The following is a 14,137-nucleotide window of genomic DNA, read 5'->3' on the forward strand; positions in this document are numbered from 1 at the left end:
GCCTAGTCTTGATACTCGCCCCATCACCGCGGCACCTCGCCCCGGCATCTTCTGGAGAACATCATGAATACCCAAGCACTGAACGGCAAAGTCGCATTGGTCCAAGGCGGTTCCCGTGGCATCGGCGCCGCCATCGTCAAGCGCCTGGCTGCGGAAGGCGCGGCAATCGCCTTTACCTACGTCAGCTCTGGCGCAAAATCCGAAGAACTGCAGAACAGCATCACCGCAGCGGGCGGCAAGGCCCTGGCCATCAAGGCTGACAGCGCCGACGCCGACGCCGTGCGCAACGCCGTCGCCGCCACCGTCGAGGCTTTTGGCCGCCTGGATATCCTCGTCAACAATGCCGGCGTGCTGGCAATGGCGCCGCTGGATGAGTTCAAGCTGGAAGATTTCGACCAGACCCTGGCCGTCAACGTGCGCAGTGTGTTCGTCGCCACCCAGGCCGCCGCGCGGCACATGGGCGAAGGTGGCCGGGTCATCAACATCGGCAGCACCAACGCCGATCGCATGCCCTTCGCTGGAGGCGCCACGTACGCCATGAGTAAATCCGCGCTGGTAGGCCTGACCAAAGGCCTGGCCCGTGACCTAGGCCCAAGGGGCATCACCGTCAACAACGTGCAGCCCGGCCCGGTGGACACTGACATGAACCCGGCCGACAGCGACTTCGCCTCCAGCCTGATAGACCTCATGGCGGTTGGCCGTTACGGCACGTCGGAAGAAATCGCCAGCTTCGTTGCCTACCTCGCGGGCCCGGAAGCTGCCTATATCACCGGGGCCAGCCTGACCATCGACGGCGGTTTCGGCGCCTGATCCGAGGCAACCCGCAGGGCTGCACAGCAGCCCTTTCGCATCAAGCCCATTCCAGTTCCGGCAAACCGCACAGGCTTGGCTGGAACAGTTTGAGTGATCGGATGATCGCATCGGCGTGGGCGTACTTTTCGTCGGCCATGGCCGAATCCGGAATAGCGATGGCGGTCATGCCCGCCGCTTTCGCCGCCGTGACGCCGAACGGGGAATCCTCGAAGACCAGGCAATCGCGAGGATCGACGCCCAGGCGTCGGGCCGCGGTGAGGAAGATATCCGGAGCGGGCTTGGCCGCACCCACTTCCGGATCATCTGCGGTCACGATGCAGTCGAACAACGCGAACCAGTCCCGATGCAGGGTGGTTTTCAGCTCGAACGATGGGCGAGCCGAACTCGTCCCTACCGCAATCGGGATGTGGTGAGCCTTCAAATGCCGCACCAGCTCCTCAGCGCCAGGCATCCCCATGGCATGAGGAAAACGCTCGCGCATCAAGGGTTCGCGAATGGTCAGGAATTCTTGGGGGGTGATTGGCAACTCCAGCGCCTGGACAACGTAGTTGGCCAAGTCCGTGGCGCCACGCCCGATGATGTTCTGCTTGACGCTCCAGTCGAACGTGCGCCCGTAGCGCTCGGCAATGATGGACGTGACTTCGGTATAGATGCCTTCGGTGTCCAGCAGCAAGCCATCCATGTCGAAAATCACGGCCTTGATCGGGCCAAACTTTTTCAGCGGTGCATTCATCGCATCTGATCCGTTATCAACTCAGCATTTCAGGGATGGCTCAGGTGCGCCCGGCGCAACGTATTCGCCTTAAAGGATTCAGCAGAATAACGAGGCGCGCTCGATACAGGCAATGGGAAATTTTTTTAGGACGGTGACGGGGGATTGGCAACTGCAACCCCCCGTCACGAACAGTTGGGATGATCGACGGGAACGTGCGTCAGCTGCCGGAACCACCTGAGCCGGAGCCCGACCCGCCGCCGCTTGAGCTACCGCCGCTACCGCTGCTGCTGCCGGTCCCACTGCTTGAGCCGGAACCGCCGCCCATCGTGCTGCCGCCGCTGGTGGAACCGCTACCGGTTCCCGGGCTGGTGCTGCTGCCGCTGGCATCACCACCGTTGCCTCCACCCACGGAGCCGGGTGGCAGGGCGTTGCCGGTGGTGTCGGTGGTGGATCCCGCATCCATCTGCGTCGAAGGCGGCATGCCTCCCTTGTCCACGGGCGCGTTGTCCGACGATTGGGCGAAAGCCGCCAGTGAACTGGCGCAGAGGACTCCGGCGAATGCCAGAGCCGTCAGGTTTGACTTCATCATGGTCAATCTCCTTTTCAGATGATTACTTCATGTCAGGCAACCCTGGCGCGCCGATGGTGCCGCGAAATCGACGGGCGGATGACGATCAGCTGGGCGTGCCCGAAGCGTCGTCACCGGCAATGTCCGGATCGTCCGGCGTCGCCTCGACATCCTGATCATCGCTTGGCACCTGCTCGACTCCAGTGTCGTCGTCATCAGGGGGTCGCTGGTCGCGGCTTAGCGGGTCGGTGGGTGAACGCAGCGGATATTCCGGCGTCTCGTCGTCGGGTACGGGCGTATCAGCAGTCATGGCAACCTCCTGGTATTTGCAATAAGCGCAAGCAAGACGGACTTATTTGTAGGACTCATCCTCAGCCTGAGCATCTTCATCGTCGATCAAGGGAACCTGAGCATCATCCATCAGGGAACCAGGGTCTTCGTTACCCGGATCGTTGACGCCCGGATCGTTGATGAAGGGAACACCCGACGGGCCCTTTTCTTCCTTGCCTTCAGTTTCCGGCGTCATGGCACACCTCCAATCACACGTGAATGTATGAATTCGAGGCGATAGAAAGCTAATCGTTCCGGGTAAATGCCCATAAGAAAAAACCGGCGCTGGGCCGGTATTTTCAATGCGTGGATCGCTCAGCGATGCTTTTTCTTGTGCTTGTGCTTGTGCTTCTTGCCGCCCGAGTGTCCATCATTATCGTTGGACAGGTTGCTGCCCAGCGCACCGCCTGCCGCCCCACCAATGCCCGCGCCGATGGTGGATCCGGTCGATCCGCCCAAGCGGTTGCCAACGATCGAGCCACCCGCCGAACCCAGCCCACCACCGATGGCTGCTTCCGTACGGCTGCCCTTGCGCGCGCCCACCGCACTACCGGCCGCACCGCCGACACCCGCGCCAATCGCGGCGCCAGTGCTGCCGCCCATCTGTTGGCCAACCACATTACCCAACACACCGCCCAGACCACCGCCAACCGCAGCAGTACCGTCGCCAGCGGCCATCGCGCCCTGAGCGAGCACAAGCCCAAGCGCCAAGGTGGACAAAGTCAAACGCATGATAAAAACCTCAAGAATGCCGCATCGGGGGAAAAGGCCGGCGCGCGCGGGCGCGAGTGTACGCCAAACCGCGACAGCCATGGCGGTTGGACCACAAGCAAGGGGGTAGTTTTATGACAGGCAAAAAAAAGCCCGCTGGGGAAACGGGCAGGTACTGCTTTCTAACGGATGAGCTGAGACTACGCGACCGACTGTGAAAGAAACGTGAAAGCAAATCTCTGTAGGAAAAAAATGAAAAATTTCAGGAAACGTCCCGTTTTTACGAAACGAACGGGCGAAAAAAAGCCCCATTCGATGACGGGGCTGCGCTGACGATTATTTCCTGACGGGTATTCGGGGCAGGAATTTGGCTTTTTCCCCTCGCTGTACCTTGGATACTCTCGTCTTGATGGACTTGATCGGCTCGTCGCCGAAATCCGATCGATAGGCCGACTGACCACACTGTAGACCTTCGTTGACCGGATACGCGGCGCCATTTTCCTCGCTGTACTGTGCTCCCATCGCATTTCCCCTTCGACGAAGCCGATACCGGCAACAACGATTGCCTATAAATATCGACCTTCACGTCAGTGAGACTAGCGGGTCATCAACAGACTGCCTGTCCGCAACCCGCCCTGACCGACGAACGGAACCCACTGTTTCAAAAAGGAAACACTCACTCCGCGCCCAGTATGGTGCGGCTCAGAACCCTGGAAACCTGATCAGCCGAATAAGGTTTGGACAGAAACTCGAAACCTTCATGCCCGCTTCGAGCCAGCTCCTCGCTGTAACCAGACGTCAACACCACCGGCAGCTCCGGGCGACGCTTGTGCAATTCCCTCGCCAGGGCGATTCCGCTGATGCCGGGCATGACGACATCGGAGAATACGGCGTCGAACCTCGTCGCATCCTGGCCAATCATCTCCAACGCCTGCTCGGCATTGGTCGCCCAGGCCGTTTCGTATCCCAGGTCTTGCAGGATCTGGTTGGCGAAACGCCCCACTTCCAAGTTGTCCTCCACGATCAATACCCGACGCCGGCCCTTCTCCAGCACCATAGGCGTGGTTTCCTCGCGTTTGGGCGCCTGGACTCCTTCTGGTTCGACTTCCGGGAGATACAGCGTGAAGACGGTGCCCTTACCGACGACGGTGGAAACATCGACGTTGCCTCCCGACTGCTTGGCGAAACCAAATACCTGGGACAACCCCAGCCCCGTGCCCTTGCCCACTTCCTTGGTGGTGAAGAACGGTTCGAAAATATGCTCGAGTATTTGCGGGTCGATTCCCGTCCCGGTGTCCTCCAGGGCGATGGCGGCGAAGGCCTGCCCTGCCCCGGCATGGCCTCGGATCGGCGGCATGCTGCGCCCACAATCGAGCCTCAACCACAACGTTCCCTGGCCGTTCATGGCATCCCGGGCGTTCAAGGCCATGTTGATCAGCGCCGTCTCGAACTGGCTCAGATCCGCGCGAATGTAGCAAGGCTGTTCACACAATTGGACCTTGACGTGGATGCGCGCCCCCGTGACCGTTTCCAGCATGTCCCCCAGGCTCTGGACTTGCTTGCCCACGTCGATGATTTCCGGCTTCAACGGCTGTCGCCGTGCAAACGCGAGTAACTGGCTGGTCAGCTTCGAAGCCCGCTCCACCGTTTCGGAAACCGCGACCATGTAGCGCTGCCGGCGCTCGTCGGACAGGTTGGGCATGCGCAGGAAGTCGACCGAGGACCGGATGATGGTCAGCAGGTTGTTGAAGTCATGGGCCACGCCACCGGTGAGCTGGCCGATGGCTTCGAGCTTTTGCGACTGGCGAAGCGCCGCTTCGGTCTGTTGCAGCCGCGTCGTGCGCTCCTCGACCCGTTGTTCCAGGGTCGCGTTCAGTTCGGCCAGTGCCGCCAGGCCTTCACGCACCGCAGCGTCCGCACGGGCGCGTTCGATGTGGGCCCAGCAGCGCTCGGTGACCTCCATCAGCAACGTCAGGTCGTTCGACGTCCAGGTTCTCGGTGTTTTGTCATGGATCGCCATCAGCGCCGTCAAGCGACCATCCTTGATCAGCGGGACGCAAATGGTGGCCGCGATGCCTATCGACTGGAACGCAGCCGCTTCCTCAGGCGCCAGCTCCGTCAGGTTGTCGTTGATCACCAATGGTTTGCCGGCCCGCAGATTGGTGACCGCCAACCGGCCGAAATCCAGCAGACGGTAATGCCCGATGATGCTGGGCGAACCAGCCCTCGCCCAATCGCCACGAATCGTGAAGCCATCCTCGTCCTCATCCATATCGGCATAGGCGCAGTTGGACAGGTTGAGGTGCGCCGCGAGGATGCGCGCGGTGGTCGCCATGATCGCCTGCGGATCCGTGGCATTGGCCACGGCACTGCCAATGGCATCGAGCACCGCCAGGCGTTGGGTCATGAGCACCGTGGAAGTCGTCTCGGTGACCGTGTCCAGCATACCCACGACCTTGCCGAACTGATCCCGGATGGGGCTGTAGCAGAACGTGAAAAAAGCTTTCTCGGGGCCACCGCCACGTTCGATGACCAACGGAAAATTCTCGATATAGGTCGCTTGTCCCTCGAAGGCCGCGCCCACGATCGGCCCGATATCGCTCCAGGCTTCCTGCCAAACCTGATCGAACGGACGGCCCAATGCTTCGGGTTTGCTACCGAGGATGGGCAAGAACGCATCGTTGTACAGCATGACCAGCTCGGGGCCCCAAACGATTGCTTGGGGAAAATGGGACGCAAAGCTCAGCGCCACGGTGGTCTTGAGCACATCTGGCCATTTTTCGAAGGGTCCGAGGGAGGTGTCGTTCCAATCGTGACGGCGCACCCTTTCAGCCATTTCTCCATAGCTCTGGAGCCAATCTGTCATTGCGTTCGATCCTTCTGGCACGCCAATACCCAGCGAGGGGAAAAGCTTGTGACCCCAGGCAGGGCCGTATTATCCCGCGCGGGGTAGGAAAGTGCGATTGGATTGTGGGATGTGTCGGGCTGCAATTACCCAACAAATGACGATTCTCGACCGAAAGGCTACAGCAACGTCCTACAAACCAACGAAAGTGGCGGGCTTCGCCTCCTCTGGCGACCAGTACGCATCGTCGGATCAAGGCGATGCAGCGACTCGAAAAGATGTGGATCATGGGGCTAAAGATCGGCTTGCAGGCGCCGATAAAACAGGCGCACTTGGTATTTGCCATACCCGCCCGAGACATGGAGACGAAGGCGCAAGCGGACGAGACTGCGATAACGCAGGTGTCCGACGAAACAGGCGAAGGACATATAGATAAGAAAAAAAATCAGGGGCGAAACGGTGAAGAACACCAAACCCAGAAGTGATGTATCTCCAGTATCACGCAACAGGTTTTTCGCCCTTGAACAACGAATGCTATTCGACGGCGCGGCGGCGGTCATCGCCGATACTGCGGTCGTGGCACGTAGCGGCGCCGAAGATGCTTCCGTCGCGATTAGCGGCATCAGCGTCAGCGACACCGATAGCGCAACACAACACGTCACCTTGAATGCCAGCCATGGCACGCTGAACCTGGCCAGTACCAATGGCCTCACCGGCTTGACCGGCAATGGCGGCGCCAGCATCAGTTTCAGCGGCTCGCTGGCAGACATCAACGCCGCCTTGAACGGCATGTCGTTCCGGGGCGACAGCAACTTCAATGGTGCTGCCTCGTTTACGTTGACCAGCGACGACGGCAGCAATACCACCAGCAAAACCATCGACATCAACCTGACCCCGGTCAATGACGCACCGACGATTTCCGGCAGTGGCCCGGCGTTGCAGGTGGACGAAGGCGGGACGGCGAATTTCTCGCCGGCCACCAGCTCCCCCGACGGCAAGGGCTTCACCCAAAGCAACCTGGGCATGACCGACGTCGATAACGTGCAGCAACAGGTCATCATCAAGCTCACCTCCCTGGCGAGCAATGGCACCTTGTTGCTCAACGGTAAGGAGCTAGGGGTAGGGTCGAGTTTTTCCATCGACCAGATCGCCAACCTCAGCTATCGCCACAATGGCGACCAGGTCATCAATCCCGCGGGCCTCACCGACAGTTTCACCATTACCATCGATGACGGCGCCGGCGGCGTCGTTCATGACCACAACGTGCAGGTTCACGTCAATCCGGTGAACCAGGCGCCGACATCGAGCGGCACCATCACGATCATCGAGGGCGAGCAAAGCGTCAACCTGACCGACAACGGCAACCTGGTCAGCCCAATCGGCACGCCCCGTGGCACGATCCAGATCGGCGATCCCGATCAATCCCCGGGTGTTGATTTCACCTATACGCTTAACTCCCTGCCGACCCACGGTACGTTGCGCTATGACGGCGTGGTGATCACCGACAGCAGCTTCGTCATCCTGGACCTCTCCAAGCTCACCTACAGCCACGACGGCAGCGAAGCCAGCGGGGCCGGCGCCACCGATAGCTTCTTGCTCAATGTCACCGATGACGGCGGCGGCACCGGTGTGCCCAAGACGTCGACGTTGACCGTCGATCTCACCATCCTGCCCAACAACGACGATCCGGTCCTGGATCACAGCATCGACCAGAACCTGAATCCTGGGGAAACGATCCGCGTCGTCACCAACGCCATGCTGCAGGTCACCGACAACGACTCCTTCGATTCCAGCCTCAGGTATACGCTCACCGCCGTGCCCGACAGAAACGTCGGTTATTTCACGCTCAACGGTGGGTTGCTGGTGGTGGGATCGAGCTTTACCCAGGCCGACATCAACGCAGGCAACGTGGTCTATCACGTTCGGGCCTATACCGGCACGGCGCGAACCGACAGCATGAGCTTTACCGTCAAGGACGGCGGCGTACGCCTGTATCCAAGCGCGCGCGATGGCGGTATCTACGACACCGACGCGGCCAACAGCTCGTTGACGGTCAAGACGTTCAACGTCCACGTGCCGGCCGAGCCATCGACGTTGCCGGGGGCACTGCCGGCCGACCCCGCGCCTAACCAGGCGCCCGTCAGCGGCGGCGACAAAACCGCGACGATCGACGAAGCCGCCAGCTACACGCTGACGACCGCCGACCTCAACGCCACGGATGACTTCACCCCCGCCGACGGTTTGACGTACCGGGTGCTGGTCACGCCGGGCAGCGGCACATTGCTGCTCGACGGTGTGGCGATCGGTGCGTTCGGCACCTTCACCCAGGCCGACGTGGACGCTGGACGCGTTACGTTCCAGCACAGCGGCGACGAACACTTTGTCGACAACTTCCAATTCTCGGTTTCCGACGGGACGCTGACCACCGCGACCGAAAATTTCAGCCTCAGTATCGTGCCGAAAAACGACACACCGACCGCCACCAATGACGATCGGGTATTCACGGCCGAAGGCGGCACCGTCACCATTACCAACGGCAACATCGTGGTCGCCGATACCGACAGACAAGCCGATGCCAGCGGCGGCACCCAATACGCCACGAGCAACGACGTCATCCTGCAGATCAGTGCGCTGCCACAATTCGGTCACCTGACGCTTGGCGGCGTGACCGTGACGTTGAATCAGACCGTGACCTCGGCGCAATTGGCCGCGGGCGACCTGAAGTACGTCCATGACGGCAGCGAAAACTTTACTGACAGTTTTTCCGTGGTGCCCGTTGACGACCAGGGCGTGGCCGTCGGAGCGGGTACCAACCAATCCAGCACCGGCTCGGCTTTGGTGGTGCCGATCACCATATCACCGGTCAACGATGCGCCCGCGTTCAATTCCAAATCCCAACTGGTCGCCGGTGAAGCGGGCGCCATCCACGAAGGGGAATCGGCAGTGATCGGGGGTGCATCGGGTTATGCCAATGCCGATGGATCCGGGACGATAAATGGCTCGGTGGGCGGCGCGCACCTTGTGTACGGCGATGACGATAACTCCAGCCTACAGCGCCAATACCGGCTCACCGCTATTCCGGAGCATGGCAGGTTGATGCTCAACGGCGGCGTCCTCGGGCTCGGCTCGGTCTTCACCCAAGCCGACCTGGACGCCAATCGCGTCACTTATCAACATGACGGCAGTGAAACCAGCAACGACTCATTTTCCTACATCGTCAGTGACGGTGATTTCAGCGCCAACGACAGTGGCTCATTCGCCCAGGGCGTCACCGCCACGGCATCGACCTACAACATCGAAATTCTGCCGACCAACGACAAGCCAACGGTGTCTGCCCCCAACAACCCGGTCAATATCGACAGCACCGTCGCTGGCAACAATCCGGTGGGCGGCTTCACGGTGGGCGATCTCGATGACTTGAGCGGCGTCGGCACGCAGGATTCGGTGCAAGTCATCGTGCGGCTGACCCAGACCGACGGCACCGCTTTCACGGCGGGCGAGTATGCGGGCGTCACCCTCTCCGTCGGCCTGGGCGGCGGCGCTACCCGAGACGCCGATAAAGACGGCAATGGCGATTACCTGGTCCTTCGCGGCACCCGGGCCGAAGTCAACGCGGCGCTGGCGACCCTGACCGCCAGCGTCAACGACCCCAGCAACGAGGACCATCAATACCGTATCCAGGTCGTGGTCGATGATCGGCTGCGTGACGCCGGCGGCAACCTGACGACGGGGGCCAATGGCGGCAGCGAAAACCAGGCGGCCACCCCCGGCGGCAACGGGCAGCCGATCTCCGCCGTTGAATTCGATGGATACACCGACAGCGTCACCGGCACCGACCTCAACCTGGCACAGGCCAGCGTGTTGGTCCGCGTGTCGACAATCAACAGCCTGCCCAGCGTGGGTATCCCGGCGTCCCAACTGATCAACGAAGATCGCTCGACCGCCGTCACCGGCATCTCGGTGGTCGATACCGAGTCCACGGCCCTCGACGTTCCGGTCTCCGTGACGGTCAGCGTGCCATCGGGCCAAGGCATACTGGGGATTGGCGGCGCGGGTACGCAGACCACCATCACCCTACCGTCAGGACGGACGGTGAACATCAGTGGCGACAACAGCAACAGCGTGACCCTGATCGGTCGGGCGGACGATATCCAGTCGCTGCTCAACGCCGCCGGCACTGGCTTGACTTACACCAGCGCAGCCCACGCCAACCACGACTACAACGGTGCCGCTGCTGGCGACGTTACGCTCAGCGTGCAATTGAACGAAGGCACCGCCGCCATCGGTGGTGACGTGGGCAGTGGCAGCGTTGCGTCGCCCGCCCAGACCAGCGAACTGGCAATCACCCTGCAAGCGACCAACGACGCCCCTACCGTAACGGCAGGCAGCGGTAGCCTGGCGATAGGCCAAAGCGGCGCAGCGGTGGCCGTGCCGGGGTTCTCGGTCTCGGATCGAGACTACAACGACGGTGGGGGCATCAGCGCACCGCCAGGCGAGAGCGCTTCGCCGGAACAGGACTTCACTCAGGTCACCGTGCGCCTGACCGATGCCAATGGCGTGCCGCTGAGCCAAGCGAGCTACACCGACATCATTCTCGGCTCCACCAGCTCGCCCACGGAAGATCACACCAGCTTCGAAATCGATGACACCTACTCCGGCACCGACAGTGCACTGGTCATCCGCGGCAGCCTGGCCAACGTCAATGCTTACCTCGCGGGTTTGCAGGTTACCCTCAGCGGCACCCTTGCCAACACCGACACCAGCTACAGGGTGCAGGTGATTGCCGACGACCGCATTCGCGACGTTGCCACCGGCGTGCTGGATGCCAGTGGTCTGGCCAACGGCGGCTTGAATCCGTCCGGTGCTTCGACCGCCGTGGTCCCCGCCACCGTTATCGATCCCTACGCGGCGTTGCCTGGCTCGCTCACGCTCAATATGGGCAGCAACACGCGGACGCTGTTTGTTTCCAGCCTCAACGACCCGACCCAGGTTACCGCCAGCGACGTCACCGTCAGGGAAGGCTCGGCGACCCTCAACCTGACCGGCAGCGTGGGTGGGTTCACCATCAGTGACCCGGACGCCAACGGTGCCAATACGTTCTCGGCCACCGTACACGTCAGCCAGGGGGTGATTTCCGGCGTGGGCGGCAGTGGTGGTTCGATCAGCGGTGTGGGCAGCGATACGGTGACGATCAGCGGGGCCACCCAAGCCGAAGTCAACGCTCGCCTCCAGGCCCTGACGATTACTTACCCGACGGCCACGGGCGCGCCGGCAGGCAGCGACTACACGGGCAACTTCACGGTGACGGTTTCCGTCAACGATGGCGGCAGCACCGGGCAGCGTCCTGGAGCGTTGACCGGCGACACCGACGATGCCAACCAGAACCCGGGCAATTTCGACTACGCCGACGGCACCACCGCCGCGCTGATCACCACCCGCACGATCAATGTAACCGTGCTGCCGGTCAACGATGCGCCTTTGGCCTCGGGCCTCGACAGCTCGCAAACCGTGACCAAGGGCGGCAACCCCGTTCGTCTGGATGGCGACGGCAATGTGGCCGTCAGCGACCTCGAACTGGATGTGAGTGCTGACAAATGGCAGGGCGCGACGCTGACCATCAACCGTCAGGGCGGCGGCAATGCCGATGATGTCTTTGGCCTTTTCGACAGCGATGCGGGGGACGATGCGGTCGGTGTTCAGGTCAACGGCAGCGACCTGCTCGTCGACGGGGTGGTCGTGGGCAGCATCAGCAATGCCTCGGGCACGCTGCAAGTCACCTTCAACGCCGATGCCGACGGTTCAGTGGTCGGCAAAGTGATGGGCGCCGTCACCTACAGCAACACCAACGCCTCGACATCGGCCAGCGCCGACGTAGCCGTCGACTTCGTGCTCAACGACCAGAACCCGAACACCACCGACAGCGGCACTGCCGGCAGCGGCCAGGACCAAGGCGCCGAAGGGCGGAAAATCGCGACGCAAACCATCACCATCCACCTCAACACCGCGCCGGTGGCCGTGGACGATGGCCTGCAAACCGTCCAGCAAGGCGATCCGGCCAGCGGCAATGTCCTGCCCAATGACAGCGACCCGGACGGCAACCCTTTGAGTGTCACCGGGTTCACCGTCGCGGGGGTCGTCGGCACGTTCAATCCTGGCGATACCGCCACCATTGCCGGCGTCGGCACCCTGACCCTCAATGCCAACGGCAGCTACTTGTTTACACCAGCGCCATCCTTCCACGGCGATGTGCCGGTGGTGACCTACAGCATCACCGATGGCACGGGCGGCGCCGACACCGCCGACCTCACCATCCGGGTCAACGCGCCACCGGTTGCGGTGGACGATGGTCTGCAAACCGTCCAGCAAGGCGATCCGGCCAGCGGCAATGTCCTGCCCAATGACAGCGACCCGGACGGCAACTCCCTGAGTGTCGGCGGGTTCACCGTGGCGGGGGTAGTCGGCAGTTTCAATCCTGGCGATACCGCAACCATTGCCGGTGTCGGCACCCTGACGCTCAACGCCGACGGCAGCTACCTCTTCACGCCGATCCCCACCTACCACGGCGATGTACCGGTGGTGACCTACAGCATCACCGACGGCGTGGGCGGTACCGACAGCGCCGACCTGACGATTCGGGTCAACGCGCCGCCAGTAGCGGTAGACGATGGGCTGCAAACCGTCCAGCAGGGCACGCCGGCCAGCGGCAACGTCCTGCCCAACGACAGTGATCCGGAAGGTCATCCGCTGAGCGTCGCCGGGTTTACCGTCGCGGGGGTTGCGGGCACTTTCAATCCTGGCGATACCGCAACCATTACCGGAGTCGGCACCCTGACGCTCAACGCCGACGGCAGTTACCTCTTCACGCCGGTTGCGACCTTCCACGGCGATGTGCCGGTGGTGACCTACAGCATCACCGACGGCGCGGGCGGTACCGACAATGCCGACCTGACCATCCGGGTCAATTCCACGCCTGTCGCCAACGATGACGGGGTGTTGCTCACAGACCGCGACACGCCCATCCAATCCATACCGGTGTTGGCCAACGACACCGATCCGAGCGGCCATCCGCTCACCGTCACCCACGCCCAGAGCGCTGACGGCAGCGTTACGATCAACCCAGACGGAACCCTGGATTTCACCCCGGCACCCGGCGTCACGGGCGATGTCACGATCACCTACGTGATCAGCGATGGCGTGGGTGGCAGCGACACCGCCCAAGTGCGCATCCATATCAATGAGCCGCCCGTGACCGTCAACGACGGCGTTCATAGCGCGCCCCAAGGAGACCCGATCAGGGGCAGCGTGCTCGGCAACGACAGCGACCCCGAGAACGATGCGATTCATGTGGTCGATTTCACCGTAAATGGCGTGACCGGCACCTTCGCGGCCGGCGACAGCGTGGCAATCCCAGGCGTCGGCACGATTAGGCTCGACCTCGATGGCCGCTTCGTATTTACACCGAACGCCAATTATCTCGGCGCGGTGCCGACCATCGATTACCGGATCACCGACGACCATGGCGGCTTCGCAACGGCGCAATTGAGGCTGCGCATGGACTCCTCGACATTGCCGCTGCCGCCCACGTCCGATGTCTCGACGGATCGGAACGCGCCCACCGGCGACGTTCTGCGTCATGAATACCCGGATTGGCAGCTTGATTCGTTGAGCGTACGGCGCGACATGGTGCCGGGCTTGTTCGTCACGCTTCCGGTGATGGATTCGCAAATCCAGGCCGATGAACGACTCGACCCGCTGCGCTCCGGCTATGCCGAAGCCTACAGCGGCGAAATACGTTCGGAGTCGATCGGGATCGGCCTCGGTTTCGTTCCTAATCTGCACGTCACGCTGGCGGTACAGGATTCGCAAAAAACCGTCGATTACCAGGAAGGTTCGCTCAAATTCAAGGACAGCCTGTATTTCACCGGTGGCCATAGCTTGTTCGGCGATTTCGATGCCTTGCAGCCTGTGGCTGAAGAGCCTTCAGCAAGAGAAGTCAAGCCCAGCCCGCCGTCTGATCAGCCCAAGGCGGCCGTTTCCTTCAGTGACCAAATCAGCCAGGCCGCCAAACAGCGCCAGCCTCATTCGTCCACTCAAGTCGAACGGCTACCGGCGCCCCAGCGCAAAGGTTGACCCAACGTCCTCTACTTTCCTTATA

Annotated in this window: 9 protein-coding genes; 3 read left to right on the forward strand and 6 right to left on the reverse strand. The window is 61.8% G+C overall.

Annotated features, from left to right (window positions below; genetic code table 11):
• Positions 1–63 precede the first annotated feature (63 nt).
• A complete protein-coding gene (locus J3P92_RS17410; protein ID WP_434648494.1) occupies positions 64–810 on the forward strand; it encodes a 3-oxoacyl-ACP reductase family protein in 747 nt (248 codons plus the stop codon).
• A 40-nt stretch (positions 811–850) separates the two neighbouring features.
• Here the strand turns inward: J3P92_RS17410 and J3P92_RS17415 are convergent, their stop codons facing one another.
• The 6 genes from J3P92_RS17415 to J3P92_RS17440 all read right to left on the reverse strand — a co-directional run bounded on the left by J3P92_RS17415 (position 851) and on the right by J3P92_RS17440 (position 6,003).
• Positions 851–1,546 carry an HAD-IA family hydrolase gene (locus J3P92_RS17415; protein ID WP_420767240.1) on the reverse strand — a complete coding sequence of 232 codons (696 nt, stop codon included), beginning with the start codon at positions 1,544–1,546 and terminating at the stop codon, positions 851–853.
• A 199-nt stretch (positions 1,547–1,745) separates the two neighbouring features.
• Positions 1,746–2,117 carry a hypothetical protein gene (locus J3P92_RS17420; RefSeq protein WP_434559936.1) on the reverse strand — a complete coding sequence of 124 codons (372 nt, stop codon included), beginning with the start codon at positions 2,115–2,117 and terminating at the stop codon, positions 1,746–1,748.
• A gap of 85 nt (positions 2,118–2,202) precedes the next feature.
• Positions 2,203–2,406, reverse strand: coding sequence for a hypothetical protein (locus J3P92_RS17425; protein WP_420767238.1), 204 nt, complete (start codon positions 2,404–2,406; stop codon positions 2,203–2,205).
• A gap of 42 nt (positions 2,407–2,448) precedes the next feature.
• Positions 2,449–2,622 carry a hypothetical protein gene (locus J3P92_RS17430; protein ID WP_420767237.1) on the reverse strand — a complete coding sequence of 58 codons (174 nt, stop codon included), beginning with the start codon at positions 2,620–2,622 and terminating at the stop codon, positions 2,449–2,451.
• Positions 2,623–2,741: 119 nt separating this feature from the next.
• The gene (locus tag J3P92_RS17435) at positions 2,742–3,158 is read right to left on the reverse strand and encodes a glycine zipper domain-containing protein (RefSeq protein WP_420767236.1); all 417 of its coding nucleotides are present in this window, start codon (positions 3,156–3,158) and stop codon (positions 2,742–2,744) included.
• Positions 3,159–3,813: 655 nt separating this feature from the next.
• Positions 3,814–6,003, reverse strand: a complete 2,190-nt coding sequence (locus tag J3P92_RS17440; RefSeq protein ID WP_434648497.1) for a response regulator — start codon at positions 6,001–6,003, stop codon at positions 3,814–3,816.
• A 239-nt stretch (positions 6,004–6,242) separates the two neighbouring features.
• On the opposite strand from J3P92_RS17440, the gene J3P92_RS17445 reads away from it, so the two are divergent.
• The gene (locus J3P92_RS17445) at positions 6,243–6,467 is read left to right on the forward strand and encodes a hypothetical protein (protein WP_434559942.1); all 225 of its coding nucleotides are present in this window, start codon (positions 6,243–6,245) and stop codon (positions 6,465–6,467) included.
• A gap of 46 nt (positions 6,468–6,513) precedes the next feature.
• The gene (locus tag J3P92_RS17450; RefSeq protein ID WP_434648500.1) at positions 6,514–14,112 is read left to right on the forward strand and encodes an Ig-like domain-containing protein; all 7,599 of its coding nucleotides are present in this window, start codon (positions 6,514–6,516) and stop codon (positions 14,110–14,112) included.
• Positions 14,113–14,137: the final 25 nt, after the last annotated feature.

This window comes from Pseudomonas sp. D3-27, assembly GCF_051132165.1.
In the GTDB taxonomy this organism is placed as follows: Bacteria; Pseudomonadota; Gammaproteobacteria; order Pseudomonadales; family Pseudomonadaceae; genus Aquipseudomonas.

Coding starts and splice junctions, on each gene's coding strand:
- J3P92_RS17410 (WP_434648494.1), top strand. CDS start 64: ATGAATACCCAAGCACTGAACGGCAAAGTCGCATTGGTCCAAGGCGGT.
- J3P92_RS17415 (WP_420767240.1), bottom strand. CDS start 1,546: ATGAATGCACCGCTGAAAAAGTTTGGCCCGATCAAGGCCGTGATTTTC.
- J3P92_RS17420 (WP_434559936.1), bottom strand. CDS start 2,117: ATGATGAAGTCAAACCTGACGGCTCTGGCATTCGCCGGAGTCCTCTGC.
- J3P92_RS17425 (WP_420767238.1), bottom strand. CDS start 2,406: ATGACTGCTGATACGCCCGTACCCGACGACGAGACGCCGGAATATCCG.
- J3P92_RS17430 (WP_420767237.1), bottom strand. CDS start 2,622: ATGACGCCGGAAACTGAAGGCAAGGAAGAAAAGGGCCCGTCGGGTGTT.
- J3P92_RS17435 (WP_420767236.1), bottom strand. CDS start 3,158: ATGCGTTTGACTTTGTCCACCTTGGCGCTTGGGCTTGTGCTCGCTCAG.
- J3P92_RS17440 (WP_434648497.1), bottom strand. CDS start 6,003: ATGACAGATTGGCTCCAGAGCTATGGAGAAATGGCTGAAAGGGTGCGC.
- J3P92_RS17445 (WP_434559942.1), top strand. CDS start 6,243: ATGCAGCGACTCGAAAAGATGTGGATCATGGGGCTAAAGATCGGCTTG.
- J3P92_RS17450 (WP_434648500.1), top strand. CDS start 6,514: ATGCTATTCGACGGCGCGGCGGCGGTCATCGCCGATACTGCGGTCGTG.